Genomic DNA, 21,077 nt, shown 5'->3' on the forward strand with positions numbered 1-21,077 from the left:
AAGCGCCCATAGCTATGAAATTTGAAGCAATCCTGTTTGACTGCGACGGCGTGCTGGTGGACAGCGAGCCCATCACCAATGGCGTGCTGCGCGACATGCTCAACGAAGCAGGCTGGGCCATCACCCACGAAGAGTGCATGGATTACTTCATCGGCCGCACGGTGCGCAGCGCCTCTGCCCGCATCGAAGCCGAGACCGGCAAGCCTCTCACTGACGAATGGATGGCCAGCTTCTATGCGCGGCGCAACGCCGAACTGGACCACCGCCTGCTGGCCATCGAACATATCCATTCGGCCATCGAACGCGTGCACGCACACCATGGAGGACGCATCGCATGCGCCTCGGGCGCCGACCGCTTCAAGGTGGAGATGCAGCTGACCAAGGTCGGTCTCATGCGTTTTTTCAACGGCCGCGTCTTCAGTGGCCATGAAGTGCCACAAACCAAGCCGGCGCCCGATGTGTACCTGGCCGCCGCTGCCGCGCTGGAGGTGGATCCCTCACGCTGCGCCGTGGTGGAGGATTCGGCGATCGGCGTGCGGGCAGGCGTTGCCGCGGGCGCTGCAGTGTTCGGGTACGCGCCGCAGGGCGATGGCGCTGCGTTGCGAGCCGCAGGCGCCACGCAGGTGTTTCGCAGCATGGCAGAGCTTCCGGCGCTGCTGGGCTGCTGAGTTTCGCCAGCGCGGCCCAGGCCATGCCGATCTACAGCAGCAACCTTGTCCGATGGTTGTGGCGCTGCACCGTGCTGGCGGCGCTAGGTTTTCTCCTTGGCTGCTCGTCGGTGCGCCCCTGGATCAACGAGCCGCTGCCGCTCGAAGACCAGAACATCCCGGTGCGCAAGTCCGAGCGCGACCCGAGCATCCTCGTCGCCGTCACGCTCTCGGGCGGTGGCGCCCGCGCGGCAGCCTTCGGTTTTGGCGTGCTGACGGAGATGCAGCAGACACGCTTTCAATGGAACGGCAGGGACACCACCCTGCTTGATGCCACCGATGTGGTGAGCGGTGTCTCGGGCGGCAGCATCGTTGCGGCGTACTTTGCGGCGCATGGCATCGACGGCCTTGCGCGCTTCGAGCACGATTTCCTGCGCCAGAACTTCCAGAACAGCCTGATCAGCCAGGCACTGCGCCCGGGCAACCTGGTGGACCTGACCTCGCCCTGGTTGGGGCGCACGCACCTGCTCGCGCGGCGGCTTGACGAGCTGTACGGAGGGCTCACGTTCGGCGACGTGGAGCGGCGCCCGCGCCACCCGCAGCTGTTCATCACCGCCACCGACATGTCGCTGGGCACGGGGTTCGAGTTCACCTGGGAGCAGTTCGCGCTGATCTGCTCGGACCTGCGCAAGGTGCCGCTGTCGTTCGCGGTCGCGTCCTCATCGGCCGTGCCGCTGCTGCTCAGCCCCATGACGCTCAAGAACTACGCCGACCAGTGCCCCGCGCACCGCGCCCCGTCTGCCGTGGGGGCGCAGGCCGCAGCGGGTGACTACCGCGCCCGGCTGTACCGCGCGCACGAGCTGAGCTACACCGATGCGCAGCGCAAGCCCTATATCCACCTGGTGGATGGCGGCCTGGCCGACAACCTGGGCGTGCAGCGCCTGCTGGACCGGGCTCTGGCCGGTGGTGGCCTGCGCCAGACCTTCAGCGAGGTGGGCATCCCGCCCGGCACCATCCGCAAGCTGGTACTCATCACCGTGAACGCCGAGCGCGACCCCTCTGTCAACATCGACATGAGCGACCGTGTGCCCAACATGGCGCAGGTGGTGGACTCGCTGCTCTTCGGCACGGGCGCCCGTGCCACCCGCGAGACGCAGGAGTTTCTGCGCGACATCACCGGGCAGTGGCGCCAGTCGCTGGCCGAGGGCACCCAGGGCGGCAGCGATGCGTTCGCGCATGACGCCGAGATCCATGTCATCCCGGTGAACCTGCGCGACGCGCCGGACGACGTGGCGCGCCGCCGCCTGCTGCAGGTGCCCACGGCGTTTTCCATCGCGCACGAAGAGGTCACGGACCTGATCGAGGCCGGCGGCAGCGTGCTGCGGCACTCGCCGGAGTTTCGCGCGCTGGTTCAGTCGCTGCTGCGCAGCGCGCCGCCAACGTCCCCTTCGCCCCAGCCGCCCAGACTGCCCCAGTAGCGGGCGTGGAGCAGTCTGCGTGGATGCGGTGCCGCCCGCCTCACAGTGCGGGCGGACCTTGCCGGCGCTACATCAAGGCCGCGTGTCGGGCGCCGGGGTGGTGGGCACGTCCTGGTCGTCCGCCGCTTCGACCTGTGCGGCGTGAGCCCGCAGGTAGCCCGGGCGCTCCTGCAGCCGCTGCCAATAGGCCTGCGTGGCCTCGCCGAACTGCGGCGCCAGGTCCAGGTGCTCGGCCAGCAGCAGCGCATAGCCCACCGACACATCGGCCGCTGTGAAGCGGCCCGCGCACAAATAGTCCTGGCGGGCGACGGCGGCCTCCACCGCGCGCAGGCGGGCCAGAAACCAGCGGCTGTAGTCCTCCACCACCTGCGGCTGCCTGCGCTCGCCGGGCTCGAAGCGGCCATAGCGCAGCACCAGCGTCTGGGGAAAGGTGAGCGTGGCTTCGCCCAGGTGCAGCCAGTTCAGGTAGGCGCCGAAGGCCGGATCGGGCGGGCGCACCTCCAGCCCCGCATCGGGGTGGGCAGCGGCCAGGTACTGGCAGATGGCGGCCGACTCGGTCATGCGCACCTGTCGCGGCCCCTCGCCCTGCACCAGCAACGGCACGGTGCCCAGCGGGTTCTCTTCCAGAAACCAGCGAGCCTTGGCGCGCGGTGGAAACGGCATCATGTGCAGCGTGTACGGCAGGCGCAGTTCTTCGAGCATCCACAGGGGGCGAAATGACCGGGCGCTGACGCAGTGGTAGAGATGGATCATGGCGGGGCGGGCCAGCCAGGGCGGCGGACCCTCAGGCAAACAGGTGGCTGCAGTTTAGTGGCCCACTGTCGGCAGGGCTGTCGGACAGGTGCCATGCAGGGTGCAGATCACGCCGACTTGCTTTCTGGCCCAGCCGTGGTCACGCGTCACGGGACTGTCGGCGAAACTCCGCGGGCGAATGTCCCGTCCAGCCGCGGAACGCGCGGATGAAGCTCTTCTCGTTGACGAAGCCTGCCGCTTCGGCCACCTGCTTGATGGGGCGGTCGGTGCGGTGCAGCAGGTCCACGGCGCGGCTTTGGCGCACCTCGTCCTTCAGGCCCTGCAGCGTGGCGCCTTCTTCCTTGAGCTGGCGGTGCAGGGTGCGTGGCGACACGTGCAGCAGCGCGGCCAGCGACTCCGCACTGTGCTGCGCCAGCGCGGGCGTGGCGTGCCCGGCCACCGTGGCGCCCAGCAGTTGTCGCACCCGCTGCACCAGCAGGCGGTCGCGCCGGTACTGCAGCACCGTGAGCGGCAGGGCGTGCTGCAGCATCTGGCGCAGCGCCTCTTCGTCGCGCCGCAGCGGCAGGCTGAGGTAGCGCGCATCGAAACGCAGGGCCGTCTGCGCCGCGCCAAAAGCCACCGGGCCGCGGAACAGCACCGCATACGCATCGGCATGCGGCGGTGCGGCGAACGCGAAGTCGGCCGCGACCAGTGGGATGCGCGAGTCCACCAGCCAGCAGGCCAGCCCATGCGCATTGCGCAGCACCGACACCAGGCAGAACTCGCGCAGCGCCCCCAGGTCGCGCGCCTCGGTGATGCGCAGCGTGGCGGTGTCCCCCTCGGTGGTCAGGTGCAGGGCGATGTCGTCCGCCAGCAGGCCGTGGTGCCGGCACCAGCGCGCCAGCGCCACGCCCAGGTGCGGCGAGCTGATCGATGCGCGTGCCAGCATGCCGTAGCTGCCCCAGGGCAGGCGCCGGCTGAACCAGCCCAGGGCCTCGTCGTCCAGCTCCTGCATGGCGGCATCCGAGATGCGCTCCATCTGCCAGGCCGTGATGCGCGACTGGTCGTCGTCCAGCAGATGCGGCGCAATCTGTGCCTGCGCCAGGGCCCGGTCGGCGCGCAGGCCGCGCTGCTCGTAAGCCAGTACGATGGCCCGCACGAACGCGATCGGCGTGACGGCGGGTGCAGAAGCGGGCTGCAGAACCTGCCAGACCGGCTCAGGGGGCGATGCAAGGGATTTCACGCGGGCCAGTGTGCCCCAGGCGTGGCACGATTTGCAACCATTGTGGCAACCCGGGGCGGGTTGGCGCTTCTATGCTTACGCATCGCAGCCCGGTCCACGGGCGCCACCGCCTGCCGCCGCTTGTCGCCACATGGACCGCGCAGGCCCCGCAAGGAGACACAAGGATGACGAGCCCCACCACCGCTGCAGCGCCAGCGCCTCTCACCGGGAGCCACGCCCGTGGCGCCACCAGCGTCCCGCTGATCGAGCAGACCATCGGCACGTTCTTTGCCGACATGGCGGCCCGCCAGCCCGGCCGCGAGGCGCTGGTCAGCGTGCACCAGGGCCGCCGGTACACCTATGCCCAGTTGCATGCCGAGGCGCAGCGCCTGGCCAGCGCGCTGCTGGGCCAGGGCCTGGTGCCCGGCGACCGTGTGGGCATCTGGTCGCACAACAATGCCGAATGGGTGCTGATGCAACTGGCCACCGCGCAGGTCGGCCTGGTGCTGGTCAACATCAACCCGGCGTACCGCACGTCCGAGGTCGAATACGCGCTCAACAAGGTGGGCTGCCGGCTGCTGGTGAGCATGGCGCGCTTCAAGACCAGCGACTACCTGGGCATGCTGCGCGAGCTCGCGCCCGAGTGGCAGCACCAGCAGCCCGGCCAGTTGGGCGCGGTGAAGCTGCCCCACCTGAACACCGTGGTGTGGATTGACGACGGGGCGGGGCAGGGCGCCGATGAGCCCGGGCTGCTGCGGTTTTCCGACCTGCTGGCGCGCGGCCATGCGCAGGATCCGCGACTGGCGCAGATCGCGGCCACGCTCAAGGCCACAGACCCCATCAACATCCAGTTCACGAGCGGCACCACGGGCTTCCCGAAGGGTGCCACGCTCACGCACCGCAACATCCTGAACAACGGTTTCTTCATCGGCGAATGCATGAAGCTCACGCCCGAAGACCGCCTGTGCATCCCCGTGCCGCTGTACCACTGCTTTGGCATGGTGCTGGGCAACCTGGCCTGCTTCACGCACGGCGCCACCATCGTCTACCCGAGCGACGGGTTCGACCCGCTCACCGTGCTGCAGACGGTGCAGGATGAACAATGCACCGGCCTGCACGGCGTGCCGACGATGTTCATCGCCGAGCTGGACCACCCGCGGTTCGCCGAGTTCGACCTGTCCACCCTGCGCACCGGGATCATGGCCGGCTCGCCGTGCCCCACCGAAGTGATGAAGCGCGTGGTGGAGCAGATGCACCTGTCGGAGATCACCATCGCCTACGGCATGACCGAGACCAGCCCGGTCAGTTGCCAGAGCAGTACCGATACGCCTTTGCCCAAGCGCGTTTCCACCGTGGGCCAGGTGCAGCCGCACCTGGAGGTCAAGATCGTGGACCCCGACAGCGGCGCCGTGGTGCCCATTGGCCAGCGCGGCGAGTTCTGCACCCGGGGCTACTCGGTGATGCACGGCTACTGGGGCGACGACGCCAAGACCCGCGAGGCCATCGACGCCGAAGGCTGGATGCACACCGGCGACCTGGCCACCATGGACGACGAGGGCTACGTGAACATCGTCGGCCGCATCAAGGACATGGTGATCCGCGGCGGCGAGAACATCTACCCGCGCGAGATCGAGGAATTTTTGTACCGCCACCCGCAGGTGCAGGACGTGCAGGTGGTGGGCGTGCCCGATGCCAAGTACGGCGAGGAGCTGTGCGCCTGGATCATCGCCAAGCCGGGCACCAAGCCGACGGAAGACGACATCCGTGCCTTCTGCAAGGGCCAGATCGCGCACTACAAGGTGCCGCGCTACATCCGCTTCGTCACCAGCTTCCCGATGACGGTGACGGGCAAGATCCAGAAGTTCAAGATCCGCGACGAGATGAAGGACCAGCTCGGTCTGGTCGAAGCCAGGACCGCGTGAAACACCCAGGAAGCACTACAGCATGACCATTCTCGACACCCAACTCAACGCCCGCTCGGCGGACTTCCTGGCCAATGCCGCCGCCATGCGCACGCTGGTCGATGACCTGCGCGCCCAGCTCGACAAGGTGGCCCAGGGCGGCGGCGAGGCCGCCCGCGCCAAGCACACCGCGCGTGGCAAGCTGCTGCCGCGCGAGCGCGTGCAGATGCTGCTGGACCCGGGCACGCCGTTTCTTGAACTGGCCCCGCTGGCCGCGCTGAACATGTACAACAACGACGCACCCAGCGCGGGGCTTATCGCGGGCATCGGCCGCGTGAGCGGCGTGGACTGCATGATCGTGTGCAACGACGCCACGGTGAAGGGCGGCACCTACTACCCGCTCACCGTCAAGAAGCACCTGCGCGCGCAGGAAGTGGCGCAGCAGAACCACCTGCCCTGCATCTACCTTGTGGACTCCGGCGGCGCCAACCTGCCCAACCAGGACGAGGTCTTCCCCGACCGCGACCACTTCGGCCGCATCTTCTTCAACCAGGCCAACATGAGCGCCCAGGGCATCTCGCAGATCGCCGTGGTCATGGGCAGCTGCACGGCCGGCGGCGCCTATGTTCCCGCGATGAGCGACGAGTCCATCATCGTCAAGAACCAGGGCACCATCTTCCTGGGCGGCCCGCCGCTGGTCAAAGCCGCCACCGGCGAAGTGGTGAGCGCCGAAGACCTGGGCGGCGGCGACGTGCACACCCGCCTGTCGGGCGTGGCCGACCACCTGGCGCAGAACGACCTGCACGCACTGCAGCTGGCCCGCAATGCAGTGCGCAATTTGAATAAAAACAAGGCTCCAGCCCTTGCTGATCAAGCGCCGGTAGCTCCTAAATTTGGAGCGGAAGAGCTTTACGGCGTGATCCCCGTGGACACGCGCAAGCCCTTCGACGTGCGCGAGATCATCGCGCGCATCGTCGACGGGTCGGAGTTCGACGAATTCAAGGCGCGCTACGGCACGACGCTCGTCACGGGCTTCGCGCGCATCGAAGGCATGGCCGTGGGCATCATCGCCAACAACGGCATCCTGTTCAGCGAATCGGCCCTGAAAGGCGCGCACTTCATCGAGCTGTGCTGCCAGCGCAAGATCCCGCTGGTGTTCCTGCAGAACATCACCGGCTTCATGGTCGGGCGCAAGTACGAGAACGAGGGCATTGCGCGCAACGGCGCCAAGATGGTCACGGCCGTGGCCACCGCGAGTGTTCCGAAGTTCACCATCATCATCGGCGGCAGCTTTGGTGCCGGCAACTACGGCATGTGCGGCCGCGCGTACAGCCCGCGCTTTTTGTGGATGTGGCCCAACGCGCGCATCAGCGTCATGGGCGGCGAGCAGGCGGCTGGCGTGCTGGCCACCGTCAAGCGCGACGGCATCGAGGGCAAGGGCGGCCAGTGGAGCGCCGAGGAAGAAGAAGCCTTCAAGGCCCCCATCCGCCGCCAGTATGAAGACCAGGGCCACCCCTACTACGCCACCGCGCGCCTGTGGGACGACGGCGTGATCGACCCCGCCGACACGCGCCGCGTGCTGGCGCTGGGCCTGGCCGCCACGCGCAATGCGCCCATCGAGGACACGAAGTTCGGCCTGTTCCGCATGTGACCGTGCCGGGAGCCGCCATGGACGCCGTCGCCCACTTCACACAGCTTGCACGCTACAACGTGTGGGCCACGGCGCGCCTGCTCGACGCCGTGCGGGCGCTGCCTGAAGAGGTCTACCGGCACGATGCGGGCCTGTTCTTCCAAAGCATCCACGGCACGCTCAACCACCTGCTGGTGGGCGAGCACCATCTGTGGTTCGTGCGGTTTGCAGAAGGCACATCGCCCAAGGTGGCGCTGGACGCCGAGCTGGAGAGCGACCGCGCGCGGCTCGATGCCCGCTTGCGCGCGGGCGCTGCCCGCTGGGCACCGTTGATCGCCTCGTTGCCGGCAGACCGCTGGAACGGCACGCTCGACTACACCACCATGCGGGGCACGCAGTCATCGTTGCCGTTTGCCGCCACGCTGGCGCATGTGTTCAACCACGGCACGCACCACCGGGGCCAGATCACCGCCGCATTGACCGCCCTGGGCCAGCCCAGCCCCGAGCTGGACCTTGTCTACTTCCTGCAAAACCCGCCCACGCCATGAGCCAGAACCTGTCCATCACCTACATCGACGCCGTGGCGCGCATCACGCTCACGCAGCCCGAGATCCGCAACGCCTTCAGCGACGAGGTCATCGCCGAGCTGACGGCGGCCTTCACCGAAGTGGGCGCGCGCGCCGACGTGCGCGCCGTGGTGCTGGCCGCAGAGGGCCCCGCGTTCTGCGCGGGCGCCAACCTCAACTGGATGCGCCGCATGGCCGACTACACGCGCGCCGAGAACATCGCCGACGCGGGCAAGCTGGCCCAAATGCTGCGCGTGATCTACGAATGCCCGAAACCCACCATCGCCCGCGTGCAGGGCGACGTGTACGCGGGCGGCATGGGCCTGGTGGCGGCTTGCGACATGGCAGTGGCAGTGGACACGGCGGGCTTTTGCCTGAGCGAAGTGAAGCTGGGCCTCATCCCCGCCACCATCAGCCCCTACGTGATCCGCGCCATGGGTCCCCGCGCGGCGCACCGCTACTTCCTCACGGCCGAACGCTTCGGCGCGGCCGAGGCGCTGCGCATCGGCTTCGTGCACGAGGTGGTGGCTGCGGACCAGCTCGATGCCAAGGTCGATGAACTGCTCAAGGCCCTGACCAGCGCCAGCCCCAACGCCGTGCGCGCCTGCAAGAAGCTGGTGCTGGATGTGGCCGAGCGTGAGATCAACGCCGGTTTGATCGCCTCCACGGTGCAAGGCATTGCAGATATCCGCGCCAGCGACGAGGGCAAGGAAGGCGTGCAGTCCTTTCTGAACAAGCGCAAGCCTTCCTGGCTTCTGGGTTGATGGGCTGAAGGCACGCCACCATGGACCAACTTTGGCTCAACATCGTGCAGTGGCTCCACACGCTGGGGCTCCACGTGGATGGCGGCACGGCGCGCGCCGTGGGAGACGCGGCGGCCACGGCCACCGCGCGGCTCGACATGCCCAGCCTGCTGGCGCTGGCCGCTGCGCTGGGCTGGGCCAGCGGCTTTCGGCTGTATGCCGTGGTGTTCATCGTCGGTGGGATGGGTGCTCTGGGCTGGCTGGTGCTGCCCCAGGGCTTGCAGGTGCTGCAGAACCCGCTGGTACTGCTGGTGGCTGGCGGCCTGATGCTGGTCGAATTCTTCGCCGACAAGGTCCCGTGGATCGACAGCGCCTGGGATGCCGTGCACACCGTCATCCGCGTGCCCGGCGGCGCCCTGCTGGCCGCGGGCGTCTTCGGTGCCGACAACGCCACCATGGGCGTGGTGGCGGGCTTGCTGGGCGGGTCGCTGGCCGCCACGTCCATGGCCACCAAGATGACCACGCGCGCAGCGGCCAACACCTCGCCCGAGCCGTTTTCGAACTGGGGTTTGTCTTTCTTCGAAGACGGCCTGGTGGTGGTGGTGGTGTGGCTCGCAACGCAGCACCCGGTGGCCTTCGGCATCGCGCTGGTGCTGATGGTGGCCGTGTCGGTGCTGCTGCTGGTGGTGCTGTTCAAGTTTCTGCGCGCCGTGGTTCGGCGCTTGTCTTCTTTCTTTTCTGGTTCTGCCAAGGTGGCTTAAATGTTCAAAAAGATTTTGATTGCAAACCGCGGCGAGATCGCTTGCCGCGTCGCCGCCACAGCCAAGCGCCTGGGCGTGAAGACCGTCGCCGTGTATTCCGATGCCGACGCCCAGGCCAAGCATGTGGCCGTGTGCGACGAGGCAGTGCACATCGGCGGCAGCGCGCCCAAGGACAGCTACCTGCGCTGGGAGCGCATCATCGAGGCCGCCCAGGCCACGGGTGCCCAGGCCATCCACCCGGGCTACGGCTTCCTGTCGGAGAACGAAGATTTCGCCCTGGCCTGTGCGGCGGCCGGACTGGTGTTCATCGGCCCGCCCGCATCGGCCATCAAGGACATGGGCCTGAAGGCCGAGTCCAAGCAGCTCATGGAAAAGGCCGGCGTGCCGCTGGTGCCCGGCTACCACGGCAGCGACCAGGACCCGGCCCTGCTGCAGCGCGAGGCCGACCGCATCGGCTACCCCGTGCTCATCAAGGCCAGCGCGGGTGGTGGCGGCAAGGGCATGCGCGCGGTGGACAACAGCGGGGACTTCGCCGCCGCGCTTGAATCGTGCAAGCGCGAGGCCATCAACAGCTTTGGCGACGACGCGGTGCTGGTCGAAAAATACGTGCAGCGCCCGCGCCACATCGAGATCCAGGTGTTTGGCGACACGCACGGCAACTGTGTCTACCTGTTCGAGCGCGACTGCTCCGTGCAGCGCCGCCACCAGAAGGTGCTGGAAGAGGCTCCCGCTCCCGGCATGACGCCGGAACTGCGCGCGCAGATGGGCGAGGCCGCCGTGGCCGCCGCCAAGGCCGTGAACTACGTGGGCGCGGGCACGGTGGAGTTCATCGTGGAGCAGCCGGGCGGCTACGAGCGGCCCGACCAGATGAAGTTCTACTTCATGGAGATGAACACCCGCCTGCAGGTGGAGCACCCGGTGACCGAGGCCATCACCGGCCTGGACCTGGTGGAGTGGCAGCTGCGCGTGGCCTTTGGCGAGCCGCTGCCGTTGAAACAGGAAGGGCTGCGCATCACCGGCCATGCGATCGAAGCCCGCATCTGCGCCGAGAACCCCGACAACAACTTCCTGCCCGCCACGGGCGCGCTCAACGTGTATGCGCTGCCCGACTGCGTGACGTTCGAGAGGGGCGCGGTGCGCGTGGACTCCGGCGTGCGCCAGGGCGATGCGATCAGCCCGTTCTACGACTCCATGGTGGCCAAGCTCATCGTGCACGGCGACACGCGCGAGCAGGCGCTGGCGCGGCTGGACGAGGCCCTGGCGCAGACGCACATCGTGGGCCTGGCGACCAACGTGCAGTTCCTGCGCCGCGTGGCGCGCACCGGTGCGTTTGCCAGCGCAAAGCTCGACACCGCGCTGATCCCGCGCGAGCAGGCGGTGCTGTTCCACCAGGAGCCGGTGGGCCTGCCGCTGGCTGCTGCGGCCGCCGTGGCGCAGACGGTGCTGCATGAACGCGCCAGCCAAGGCGTGGACCCCTTCAGCCGCCGCGACGGCTTCCATTCGCACGCGCTCACGCGCCGCCGCTTCGAGTTTGAGTTTGGCGGCGAGCATGCCAAGGCCTGGCTCACGTATGAGCGAGGCGGCACGCTGCACCTGACGGTGGAAAGCGCGAAGGAGGGTGGCGACGCGGCTGTGTCCGGGCCACTGACCTTTGCCGCGCAGGGCGGCGCCATCGAGTTGCAGTTTGCCGGCCAGCGCACCCGTGCCTCCGTGTACGCGCAGGGCGAGGTGGACCATGTGTTCACCCCATCCGGTGCCACCCAGATCACTGCCATCGACCTGCTCGCGCATTCGGGCGAATCGGCCGCCGAGGGTGGCCGGCTCACGGCCCCCATGCCCGGCAAGGTCGTGTCGTTCGCCGTGAAGGCGGGCGATGCCGTCACCAAGGGCCAGCCGCTGGCGGTCATGGAGGCCATGAAGATGGAGCACACGATTGCTGCGCCCGCCGACGGCGTGGTGCAGGAGCTGCTGTATGCGCCCGGCGACCAGGTGACCGAGGGGGCGGAGCTGCTCAAGCTCACGCTGGCTGCCGCGGCCTGAGTCTTGGGCCTTGGGCGTGACACCCGTTGACCTCGCCGAGTGGAAACGCCGTTCACGCCGAGCTTGTCGAAGCGCCGCGCAAGGCGTCGACAAGCTCAGCCCGAACGGTTTTGAACGGGATTGAATGCTCGAATGGTTGAACGCAAGGCAACAAGACGGGACGTCGTTCCCCGCTCGCTGGAGCCCGTCCCCTGCTCGCCACAGCCCGCCTCCTGCGCGTCTGCGGCCTCTCCCCCCCGTTCGGGCTGAGCTTGTCGAAGCCAGGGCGTTTGGGGTCGGATGTGATGGCCATTCGACAAGCTCAGGGCGACGGATGGTCGGGTCGCACAGCGGGTGCGCCCTGCGTCAGGCCGTGCAGGCCCTACGTGACACCCAGCCAGCGCCAGTGCAGTTACCCTTGACCGCATGAACATCACCCTTTGCTGTACCGACACCAAGATCGAGCCCTGGCTGCAGGGGCTTGCCGCTGCCTTGCCCCATGCCCACGTCAGCGTGTGGCAGCCGGGGGCATCGCAGGCCGACTACGCCGTGGTCTGGGCCCCGCCCCAGCAGTTCCTGGACGAGCAGCCCGGCCTGCGCGCCCTGTTCAACATCGGCGCTGGGGTGGATGCCCTGCTCAAGCTGCGCATTCCCGCCGGCTGCCAGGTCGTGCGCATCGACGACGGCGGCATGGCCGTGCAGATGGCCGAATACGTGTGCCATGCGGTGGTGCGCCATTTTCGCGAGCTGGACGCTTACGAAGGCGACATGCGCGCCGGCCGCTGGGGTTTTCGCCGGCCGCGGGTACGCTCGGAGTTCCCGGTGGGCGTGATGGGCCTGGGCGTGCTGGGTGAGCGTGTGGCACGGGCGGTGGCGCATTTCGACTTTCCGGTCAACGGTTGGAGCCGCTCTCCCAAGGCGGTGGACGGCGTGCGCGGCTTCAGCGGCGCGGAGAGCTTTCACGATTTCCTGGCGGCCAGCCGCGTGCTGGTCAACCTGCTGCCGCTCACGCCCGACACGCAGGACATCATCAACCGCGACACGCTGTCGCGCCTGCAGCCCGGGGGCTATGTGGTCAACGTGGCGCGGGGTGCGCACCTGGTGGAAGAAGATCTGCTGGCCCTCATCGACAGCGGGCATATCGCTGGCGCCACGCTGGATGTGTTTCGCACCGAGCCTTTGCCAGTGGGGCATCCGTTCTGGCTCCATCCGAAGATCACTGCAACGCCCCACACCTCGGCACGCACCATGCGGGAAGAGAGCATTGCGCAGATCACGCGCAAGATGGCTGCGATGGAGCGCGGCGAGGCGGTGGCGGGCACGGTGGACCCGTCGCGCGGCTACTGAGACCGTGCGGCACCTGCACGCAGCATGTTGTATCCCTTGCCGTAGACCATGACCACTTCGTCTTCCACACCCTCTTCCCCCGTGCGCCGCTTCCTGGGGCTGCTCGGCGGCTTTCTGCTGGCAATGAGCCTGCTCACGGGCCTGGGTGCCGCCTGGATGGTGTTCGGGATGGGCGGTGGCGACATGCGCACGGCCCAGGGCCGGGTGGTGGCGCACGAGACCGCGCAGCTCAAGCGCGGCAGCGGCCAGCGCAGCGTGGTCGAGTTCACCGCGCACGACGGCCGCAGCCTCAGGGTGACGGATGCGCTGGTGCGCCAGGGGCAGGCCGCCCACGAGGTGGGCGAGTCCGTCGCCGTGCGCTACCCGGCGGCCGACCCCGCGCAGGCCGAGATCGGCAGCTCGTTCTGGATCCGCAGGGTGGTCGGCTGGGTGCTGCTGGTGTTCAGCGGCCTGTGCATGCTGGCCGGGGCGCTGCTGTGGCGCCTGAGGCCGCGCGCCGCCGCGCAGCGCTGAGATGGCATGCGCCGCAACGTCGGCGCCACGGCCTGCAATGGCACGAGCGGAGAATGGTCTGGCAGGATATGAGGTGGTGACGAACGCCTGAAGTCCGGACAATGGGAGGCGTCGTATTTCAGCCTCTGCGCACCGTTGGCTGGCCACTGCGGGCCACACACGTTGCCATCTTTTGCCCTCTCTTTTCAGGTAGCCCCACCATGAGCATTCCTTCCCGCGTCAAACTCATCGATGTCGGCCCGCGCGACGGGCTGCAGAACGAGAAATCGCCCGTGCCCGCCGAGGTCAAGATCGCGCTGGTGCACCGCCTGCAGGACGCGGGCTTGAAGGAGATCGAGGTCACGAGCTACGTGAGCCCCAAGTGGGTGCCACAGATGGCCGACAACCACGAGGTGATGCAGGGTGTGAACCGCGTGGCCGGCGTGCGCTACTCGGTGCTCACGCCCAATCTCAAGGGCTACGAAGCCGCCGTGGCGGACCGGCCCGACGAGATCGTGGTCTTCGGCTCGGCCAGCGAGGCCTTCAGCCAGAAGAACATCAACTGCTCCATCGCCGAGAGCATCGAGCGCTTCGCGCCCGTGGTCGAAGCGGCGCTCGCCGCCGGCATCGCCGTGCGTGGCGCGATGAGCTGCACCGTGGGCTGCCCGTACGAGGGCGACATCGCTCCCGAGCGCGTGGAGTATCTGGCCGGCCTGCTCCGGGGCATCGGCGTGCAGCGCGTGGACGTGGCCGACACCATCGGCGTGGGCACGCCGCGCAAGGTGCAGCGCGCGCTGGAAGCCACGCTCAAGCACTTTGGCATCGACGATGTGTCGGGGCACTTTCACGACACCTACGGCCAGGCGCTCTCCAACACGCTGGCCGCGCTGGAGCTGGGAGTGTGGAACTACCAGTCCTCGGTGGCGGGCCTGGGCGGCTGCCCGTACGCCAAAGGGGCCACCGGCAACGTGGCGACCGAGGACGTGGTCTACATGCTGCACGGCATGGGCATCGAGACGGGCATCGATCTTGATAAGCTCATCGATGCGGGGGCCTACATCAGTGGGTTCCTCAACCGTAAACCCAATTCCCGGGCGGCCAATGCGCTGCTGACCAAACGAGCTGGATAGCGCCCCCTGGCGCAGGAGATGACGACCGTGTGTGGAGCCGAACTGAAGAACCTTCCTGAGGGCGTGCAGCGTGTGGCTGCAGCCCTGCAGACCTTGAACCACCCCCACATGCCGCAGATGCTGGACGACGCCGCGCGCACCGCCCAGCAGGCGGCCGATGCACTGGGCATCCTGGTCGGGCAGGTGGCCAAGAGCATCATCTTTCGGCGCAAGAGCGACGATGTGGCCGTGCTGGTGGTCACATCCGGAGACCGGCGCGTGGACGAGAAGAAGGTCGAGGCCCATGTGGGCGGCAAGATCGGCCGGGCCGATGCCGACTTCGTGAAATCGCGCACCGGCTTTTCCATCGGCGGCGTATCGCCCGTGGCGCACGCCACGCCGCCCGTCACGCTGATCGACCAGGACCTGCTGCGCTTTGACGTGGTGTGGGCCGCGGCCGGACATCCGCACAGCGTGTTCCCGCTGCACCCGAGCGACCTGCAGCGCCTGACGGGCGCACCGGTGGTGGATGTGGTGCAGGCGCCTGTGGAGGCCAGCGCGCAGCCTGCGGTATGAATGCTATTGATTTGCTAGCTGTTCGCGCCCGCCAATTGGGCGCAGACGGCCTCTTTCATGCTGAAAACGCCGAGCCGGTGCCTTCGCCGTGCATCTCGGTGTGCCGCATGTCGAGCGATCGCAGCCACTGTCTCGGCTGCTACCGCACGCTGGACGAGATTCGCCTGTGGTCGGGCGCGGACTCCACGCTGCGGCGAGACATCTGGACCCGGTTGCTGGACCGGGCAGGCATCGACCTGGCAGCGCCGGAGACCTGACGGCAACCGCCGCGCAGCGCCAGCACCTTGCAGGAGACAACCGCCATGAAGCGCATCACCTTCTACCTCGATTTCATTTCCCCTTACGCCTGGCTCGCGTTCGAGCGCCTGCCGCAGGAGCTGGAGGGTCTCAGCTACAGCGTGGCCTACAAGCCGGTGTTGCTGGGCGCGCTGCTGCAGCAGCATGCCAACCCGGGCCCCGCAGGCATCGCGCCCAAGCGCGACTGGACCTACCGCCACGTGACCTGGCTGGGCCACGCGCAGGGCACGCCGCTGCAGATGCCGGCGCGCCATCCGTTCAACCCGCTGCCCCTGCTGCGCACGGCACTGGCGTGCAGCGACGACGGGTACATCAACCGTTTCGTGGTAGGGGCGGTGCTGCGCCATGTGTGGCAAGGAGGGCACGACGCGCTCGATGCCGCGCGCCTGGCCGAACTGGCCGCGCAGCTCGCGGACCAGCTGCGTGCCGGTGAGGATGCGGCGAGCGACGGCCCCAAGGCCCTGCTGCGCGCCAACACCGAAGCCGCGCAGTCGGCGGGCGTTTTCGGCGTGCCGGCGTTCGAGGTGGACGGCAAGCTGTTCTGGGGGCTCGACAGCCTGCCGATGCTGCGCGCGTACCTCTGTGGCGACGCATGGTTCGACGGTCCGGGCTGGGATGCCGTCAGACAGCTCCCATCGGGTTTACCCGGCAAGGCGTGAGCAATTTCCGGATGCTGAAAGGTGTGCTGCGGGTTTCACCCTAAGTTGTCAGAGAGCGGTCAGTTTGGTGAAAGCTCTTGTTGGTTTGGTGTCAGAGCAGGGTCAGTGCCGTCTCGAACAATGGGCACAGCCGCTCAAGCGCGGCCTGAAAAACCAACAGGAGACACACACCATGGCAACCGTTCATCCCGCACCGCGGCCGATGTCGCCCGAAGAGAGGAAGGTCATCTTCGCGTCGTCGCTCGGCACTGTTTTCGAGTGGTACGACTTTTACCTGTACGGCTCGCTCGCGGCCATCATCGCCAAGCAGTTCTTCAGCGGCCTGGATGCCGGCTCGGCGTTCATCTTCGCGCTGCTGGCGTTTGCCGCGGGCTTCATCGTGCGTCCCTTCGGTGCCATCTTCTTTGGCCGCCTGGGCGACATGATCGGCCGCAAGTACACCTTCCTGGTCACCATCCTGATCATGGGTCTGTCGACCTTCATCGTCGGCATCCTGCCCACGTATGCCTCCATCGGCGTGGCCGCTCCGGTCATCCTGATCGTGCTGCGCCTGCTGCAGGGCCTGGCCCTGGGCGGTGAGTACGGCGGTGCTGCGACGTATGTGGCCGAGCACGCCCCGCACGGCAAGCGTGGCGCCTACACCGCCTGGATCCAGACCACGGCCACGCTGGGCCTGTTCCTGTCGCTGATGGTGATCCTGGGTACCCGCACGGCGATGGGCGAAGAAGCCTTTGCCGATTGGGGCTGGCGCATTCCGTTCATCGTGTCGATCCTGCTCCTGGCCATCTCGGTCTGGATCCGCCTGTCGATGAACGAATCCCCCGCCTTCCAGAAGATGAAGGCAGAGGGCAAGACCTCCAAGGCCCCGCTCAAGGAGTCCTTCGGCGAGTGGAAGAATCTCAAGATCGTGATCCTGGCACTGGTGGGCCTGACAGCCGGCCAGGCCGTGGTCTGGTACTCCGGCCAGTTCTACGCGCTGTTCTTCCTGACACAGGCGCTCAAGGTGGATGGCGCGACCGCCAACATCTTCGTCGCTATCTCGCTGTTGATCGGCACGCCGTTCTTCATCGTGTTCGGCGCGCTGTCCGACAAGATCGGCCGCAAGCCCATCATCCTGGCAGGCTGCCTGCTGGCTGCGGTGACGTACTTCCCCGTGTTCGGTGCGCTGACCAAGGCGGCCAACCCCGCCCTGGCCGAAGCGCAAGCCAAGAACCAGGTGGTCGTGACGGCCAACCCCGACGAGTGCTCGTTCCAGTTCAACCCCACCGGCACCACCAAGTTCACCAGCTCGTGCGACATCGCCAAGCAGGTGCTGGCCGGCGCTTCGGTGAGCTACGAGAACGCCACGGCTGCAGCCGGAACGCCCGCAACGATCAAGATTGGCGAGACGGTCATCACGTCCTATACCAGCAAGGGCCTGCCCGCTGACGAAGCCAAGAAGAAGGACGGCGAGTTCAAGAAGGCCGTGGCCGATGCCCTGAAGGCTGCAGGCTACCCCACCAAGGCAGACCCTGCCCGCATCGACAAGGTCATGGTCGTCGTGATCCTGACCTATCTCGTGCTGCTGGTGACCATGGTGTACGGGCCTATTGCCGCCATGCTGGTGGAAATGTTCCCGACCCGCATCCGCTACACGTCCATGTCCCTGCCGTACCACATCGGCAACGGCTGGTTCGGCGGCCTGCTGCCCACCACGGCGTTCGCCATCGTGGCCCAGACCGGCAACATGTACAACGGCCTGTGGTATCCCATCATCATCGCCGGCGCGACGGTGGTGATCGGTGGCCTGTTCATCAAGGAAACCAAGGACGTGGACATCTACGCCAACGACTGACCGGCACGGATGGAAAAGATCGTCATTGATTGACGGGTGTACAGGGCCCGCCCCGCAAGGGACGGGCCCTGTGTTCCATCAAGGGGCTTGTACCTGCTGCACCAGTACAACCGACAACGCCGCGCAACAGGCTCCTTGATTGAACAAACCCATCCCCTAGGAGAAATTGATATGTGGAAGATTGCTGTTGGCTTCGTTTTGTTCGCGGCCCTGTCGATGTACGTGATCATCAAGGCGGGCGACAAGGCCGACATGGGTGGTGAAAAGCATGGCGCCGATGCCGTGCATGCGCCTGAGTCGCCAGCGAGCGCGCCAGCACCGGTGGCGGCGCCCGCCGCTTCGACCCCGGCGTCCGCTGCCAGCGCTCAGTGATGCTGGTTTGAATGGAGGCCGCGCAGGTGCCGGCCTCTATGAACCCTTAAGGCAAAAAGCCCGGTGCCTCCATGGCACCGGGCTTTTTTTTCTCTGCCGGCCTACTTGTTGCTGACTGGAACCACGGCCGAATTCGGCATGAATGAGTGGTGAGAATGGTTGAAATAAGCTGATATGCGGCGCTGCGACTGCTCCTTGAGCGCCCTCAGCGCTTGAAACGCCCGTCGCTGCCGATGATGGACAGGTCCGAGAAGTCCAGCCCGGTGTGGTCGGAGGGGCTGTAGCTCAGCTCCAGACCACCCAGGTCCCACTTCCTGATGCTTTCCAGGCCCGCGTGAAGCTTGGCGCGGTCAGGTTTGGGACCTGCGCGCTTGAGGCCTTCGATCAACACCTTCGCGCTCACGAAACCCTCGACCATGGCGGGCGTGAGGTCGCTGATGTTCTTGGCGCGGGCCAGGTCCATCGCTTCCTTGATGACCGCGTAGCTCAGGGAGCGCTCGGAGGGGAACACCTGCGTGACCACGACGCCCCGGGCCTGCTCGCCCAGCGCCTTCACGAAGCCGCCCGAGGCATTGTTGGACAGGGTGACGATCTGGCCGGTCACGCCTGCGGCGCGCAGTGCCTTGATGCCGTCAACCACCGCAGCGCCCGTGCCGATGAAGATCACTGCCTGGGGCTGCTTGCCCGCCACGCGGGGCGCGATGGCGCTGTAGTCGGGCTTGGCGCGGTCGAACTTCTCGATGAACGCGGCTTCCAGGTTGTTGGCCTTGAAGCCGATCTGCGCTCCGGCCAGGCCGTCGGCGCCGAAAGTGTCGTCCACGTGCACCACGCCGATGCGCTTGATGCCCAGCGTGTTCAGGTGCGTGATGGCTTTTTCGACTTCGCGCTGGTAGGCGGCACGCACATTGAAGACATATTTGCTGACTGGCTGGTGCAGAGCGATGGCGCCCGTGGACGGGCCCACGAGCGGCACGCCGTGTTGTTCGAGCAGCGGCACGATGCCCTGCGTGTGCGGCGTACCGCGCGTCATGAACATGCCGATCACGTTCTTCTGCTCGATCAGCGTCCTGGTGTTCTCGAGCGTGAGCTTGGGGTCGAACTTGTCGTCCAGCAGGACCAGCTCCACCTGCTGCCCACCCACGCCGCCGCGCGCGTTCACGTGGTCGATGTACAGTGCCGCGCCTTGCGTGGATTCGGCCACGGTGGCGGCGGCCGAGCCGGTCACTCCCACCGTCTGCCCGATGAGAAGCTGCGCGTGGGCCGTGTGCGCCATGCCGAACGCCAGCGCCAACAGCGCCGCGCCTTTGCCCAGGGAATCAATCACTGTCATCGTGAGCCACTTTCTGGTGAGGGGGCCGAGTTTAGGGATGGATGGTCACCGGGCATCCGTAGAAGTGCGTAGTACGGTTGCTCGCCTGCACATTGTGCGGCAGGCCTTGCGGCCTGCCTCAGCATCATCTTCTGAACTTGCCGTCGGTGCCGATGATGGACAAGTCTGCGAAGTCCAGGCCGGTGTGGTCATCCGCGCTGTAGCTCACTTCCAGCCCGCCCAGGTCCAGCTTCTTGATGCCTTCCAGGCCAGCGTGGATCTTCTCGCGCGTGGGCTTGGGGCCGGCGCGCCGCAGACCTTCCACCAGTACCTTGGCCGCCGCGAAGCCTTCCAGCATGGCGGGGCTGATGTCGCCTGCGCCCTTGGCCTTGGCCAGCTCCTGTGCCTCCTTCACCATGGGATAGGTCACGGCCCGCTCGTTGGGGTAGACCTGCGTCACGATCACGCCGCGGGCGTTGGCGCCCAGGCTCTTGATGAAGCCGCCTGATGCATTGTTGGACAGCGTCACGATCTGCGCCGCCGAGCCGGCCGCGCGGAACGCGGTGCTGGCCTCCACCACGGTCGAGCCTGAGGCGATGATCAGTACGGCTTGCGTGTCGGCCTTGGCCACCTTGGCGGCGATGGGAGTGAAGTCCGGCTTCGCGCGGTCGAACTTCTCCAGGGCCACGGGCGTGAGCTTGGCGCCCGCCAGGCCTTTTTGCGCGCCCGCGACGCCGTCGGCGCCAAAGCTGTCGTCCGCGTACACCACGCCGATGCGCGTGATCCCCATGGAGGCCAGGTGGGTCATCGCCTTTTCGGCCTCGCGCTGGTAGGTGGCGCGCACATTGAAGATGTACTTGCGCACGGGCTGGTGCAGGACCATCGCCCCGGTGGAGGGCGCCACCAGGGCCACGCCGTGCTTCTCCAGCAGCGGGATCATGGCTTCGGTGTGCGGCGTGCCCCGCGTGAGGAACAGCGCCACCACGTTCTGCTCTTCGATCAGCTTGCGTGCGTTCTCGGCGGCGATCTTGGGGTCGAACTTGTCGTCCAGCGACGTGAGCTCGATCTTCTGGCCATGCACGCCGCCCTTGGCATTGACCATGTCGATGTAGAGCTTGGCGCCGTCGGTCGTCTCCTTCACGCCTGCGGCCACCTGCCCCGAAAAACCTGCGGTCTGCCCGATCAGTATCTGCGCATGGCCGGCCGTGGCCAGGCCGAGCGCAAGGGCCGTGGCTGCCGTCCACTGAATCTGCCATTTGTTCATGCTTGTCTCCTGCTTGTGTCTTTGCGTAAAAGTCCAGTCTAAGCGCTTGTATTTGAAGCCTTCAAAGGGTTTGTTCCGAGAAAAGCACCCCCTGGTTCAAGGGGCTTTGCGCTTTGTCA

At 67.0% G+C, this 21,077-nt stretch carries 20 protein-coding genes; 16 read left to right on the top strand and 4 right to left on the bottom strand.

Annotated features, from left to right (window positions below; all coding sequences use genetic code 11):
- Nucleotides 1-14: 14 nt before the first annotated feature.
- Both KW835_RS08300 and KW835_RS08305 read left to right on the top strand, forming a co-directional pair.
- Nucleotides 15-668 carry an HAD family phosphatase gene (locus KW835_RS08300; protein WP_218381895.1) on the top strand — a complete coding sequence of 218 codons (654 nt, stop codon included), beginning with the start codon at nt 15-17 and terminating at the stop codon, nt 666-668.
- A gap of 23 nt (nt 669-691) precedes the next feature.
- A complete protein-coding gene (locus KW835_RS08305; RefSeq protein WP_218381896.1) occupies nt 692-2,125 on the top strand; it encodes a patatin-like phospholipase family protein in 1,434 nt (477 codons plus the stop codon).
- Nucleotides 2,126-2,197: 72 nt separating this feature from the next.
- Here KW835_RS08305 and KW835_RS08310 read toward each other — a convergent pair whose 3' ends face one another.
- Both KW835_RS08310 and KW835_RS08315 read right to left on the bottom strand, forming a co-directional pair.
- The gene (locus tag KW835_RS08310; RefSeq protein WP_218381897.1) at nt 2,198-2,878 is read right to left on the bottom strand and encodes a glutathione S-transferase family protein; all 681 of its coding nucleotides are present in this window, start codon (nt 2,876-2,878) and stop codon (nt 2,198-2,200) included.
- Between the two features lie 139 nt (nt 2,879-3,017).
- Nucleotides 3,018-4,100 carry an AraC family transcriptional regulator gene (locus KW835_RS08315; RefSeq protein WP_339385522.1) on the bottom strand — a complete coding sequence of 361 codons (1,083 nt, stop codon included), beginning with the start codon at nt 4,098-4,100 and terminating at the stop codon, nt 3,018-3,020.
- Nucleotides 4,101-4,264: 164 nt separating this feature from the next.
- Between KW835_RS08315 and KW835_RS08320 the strand changes: the two genes are divergently transcribed.
- The 14 genes from KW835_RS08320 to KW835_RS08385 all read left to right on the top strand — a co-directional run bounded on the left by KW835_RS08320 (nt 4,265) and on the right by KW835_RS08385 (nt 18,385).
- Complete coding sequence (locus KW835_RS08320) at nt 4,265-6,001, top strand: AMP-binding protein (RefSeq protein ID WP_218381898.1); 1,737 nt, start codon at nt 4,265-4,267, stop codon at nt 5,999-6,001.
- 22 nt (nt 6,002-6,023) lie between these two features.
- Nucleotides 6,024-7,631, top strand: coding sequence for a carboxyl transferase domain-containing protein (locus KW835_RS08325; protein ID WP_218381899.1), 1,608 nt, complete (start codon nt 6,024-6,026; stop codon nt 7,629-7,631).
- A gap of 17 nt (nt 7,632-7,648) precedes the next feature.
- A complete protein-coding gene (locus KW835_RS08330) occupies nt 7,649-8,158 on the top strand; it encodes a DinB family protein (RefSeq protein WP_218381900.1) in 510 nt (169 codons plus the stop codon).
- Nucleotides 8,155-8,940 carry an enoyl-CoA hydratase/isomerase family protein gene (locus KW835_RS08335; RefSeq protein WP_218381901.1) on the top strand — a complete coding sequence of 262 codons (786 nt, stop codon included), beginning with the start codon at nt 8,155-8,157 and terminating at the stop codon, nt 8,938-8,940. The genes KW835_RS08330 and KW835_RS08335 overlap by 4 nt, the downstream gene beginning before the upstream one ends.
- 20 nt (nt 8,941-8,960) lie before the next feature.
- The gene (locus KW835_RS08340) at nt 8,961-9,680 is read left to right on the top strand and encodes a DUF4126 domain-containing protein (protein ID WP_218381902.1); all 720 of its coding nucleotides are present in this window, start codon (nt 8,961-8,963) and stop codon (nt 9,678-9,680) included.
- Nucleotides 9,681-11,720 carry an acetyl/propionyl/methylcrotonyl-CoA carboxylase subunit alpha gene (locus tag KW835_RS08345; protein ID WP_218381903.1) on the top strand — a complete coding sequence of 680 codons (2,040 nt, stop codon included), beginning with the start codon at nt 9,681-9,683 and terminating at the stop codon, nt 11,718-11,720.
- A 405-nt stretch (nt 11,721-12,125) separates the two neighbouring features.
- Complete coding sequence (locus KW835_RS08350) at nt 12,126-13,046, top strand: glyoxylate/hydroxypyruvate reductase A (protein WP_218381904.1); 921 nt, start codon at nt 12,126-12,128, stop codon at nt 13,044-13,046.
- A 48-nt stretch (nt 13,047-13,094) separates the two neighbouring features.
- The gene (locus KW835_RS08355) at nt 13,095-13,559 is read left to right on the top strand and encodes a DUF3592 domain-containing protein (RefSeq protein WP_218381905.1); all 465 of its coding nucleotides are present in this window, start codon (nt 13,095-13,097) and stop codon (nt 13,557-13,559) included.
- Nucleotides 13,560-13,759: 200 nt separating this feature from the next.
- Complete coding sequence (locus KW835_RS08360; protein ID WP_218381906.1) at nt 13,760-14,668, top strand: hydroxymethylglutaryl-CoA lyase; 909 nt, start codon at nt 13,760-13,762, stop codon at nt 14,666-14,668.
- Nucleotides 14,669-14,695: 27 nt separating this feature from the next.
- Nucleotides 14,696-15,223 carry a YbaK/EbsC family protein gene (locus tag KW835_RS08365; protein ID WP_218382143.1) on the top strand — a complete coding sequence of 176 codons (528 nt, stop codon included), beginning with the start codon at nt 14,696-14,698 and terminating at the stop codon, nt 15,221-15,223.
- Nucleotides 15,220-15,480: a DUF1289 domain-containing protein gene (locus tag KW835_RS08370; RefSeq protein ID WP_218381907.1), complete on the top strand. Its 261-nt coding sequence runs from the start codon at nt 15,220-15,222 to the stop codon at nt 15,478-15,480. Before KW835_RS08365 ends, KW835_RS08370 begins: the two co-directional genes overlap by 4 nt.
- Before the next feature lie 45 nt (nt 15,481-15,525).
- Entirely contained in the window at nt 15,526-16,179 is a 654-nt protein-coding gene (locus KW835_RS08375; protein WP_218381908.1) for a 2-hydroxychromene-2-carboxylate isomerase, read from the top strand.
- A gap of 172 nt (nt 16,180-16,351) precedes the next feature.
- Complete coding sequence (locus KW835_RS08380) at nt 16,352-18,013, top strand: MFS transporter (RefSeq protein WP_218381909.1); 1,662 nt, start codon at nt 16,352-16,354, stop codon at nt 18,011-18,013.
- 171 nt (nt 18,014-18,184) lie between these two features.
- Nucleotides 18,185-18,385, top strand: a complete 201-nt coding sequence (locus KW835_RS08385; protein ID WP_218381910.1) for a hypothetical protein — start codon at nt 18,185-18,187, stop codon at nt 18,383-18,385.
- 205 nt (nt 18,386-18,590) lie between these two features.
- Here the strand turns inward: KW835_RS08385 and KW835_RS08390 are convergent, their stop codons facing one another.
- Nucleotides 18,591-19,658 (bottom strand): ABC transporter substrate-binding protein, encoded by a 1,068-nt coding sequence (locus KW835_RS08390; RefSeq protein WP_255593423.1) that lies wholly within the window; start codon nt 19,656-19,658, stop codon nt 18,591-18,593.
- A gap of 181 nt (nt 19,659-19,839) precedes the next feature.
- On the bottom strand, nt 19,840-20,958 hold the full coding sequence (locus KW835_RS08395) for an ABC transporter substrate-binding protein (RefSeq protein ID WP_218381912.1): 1,119 nt from the start codon (nt 20,956-20,958) through the stop codon (nt 19,840-19,842).
- Between the last annotated feature and the right edge of the window lie 119 nt (nt 20,959-21,077).

This window comes from Acidovorax sp. sic0104 (assembly GCF_019219095.1).
Classification (GTDB): Bacteria; Pseudomonadota; Gammaproteobacteria; order Burkholderiales; family Burkholderiaceae_C; genus Acidovorax.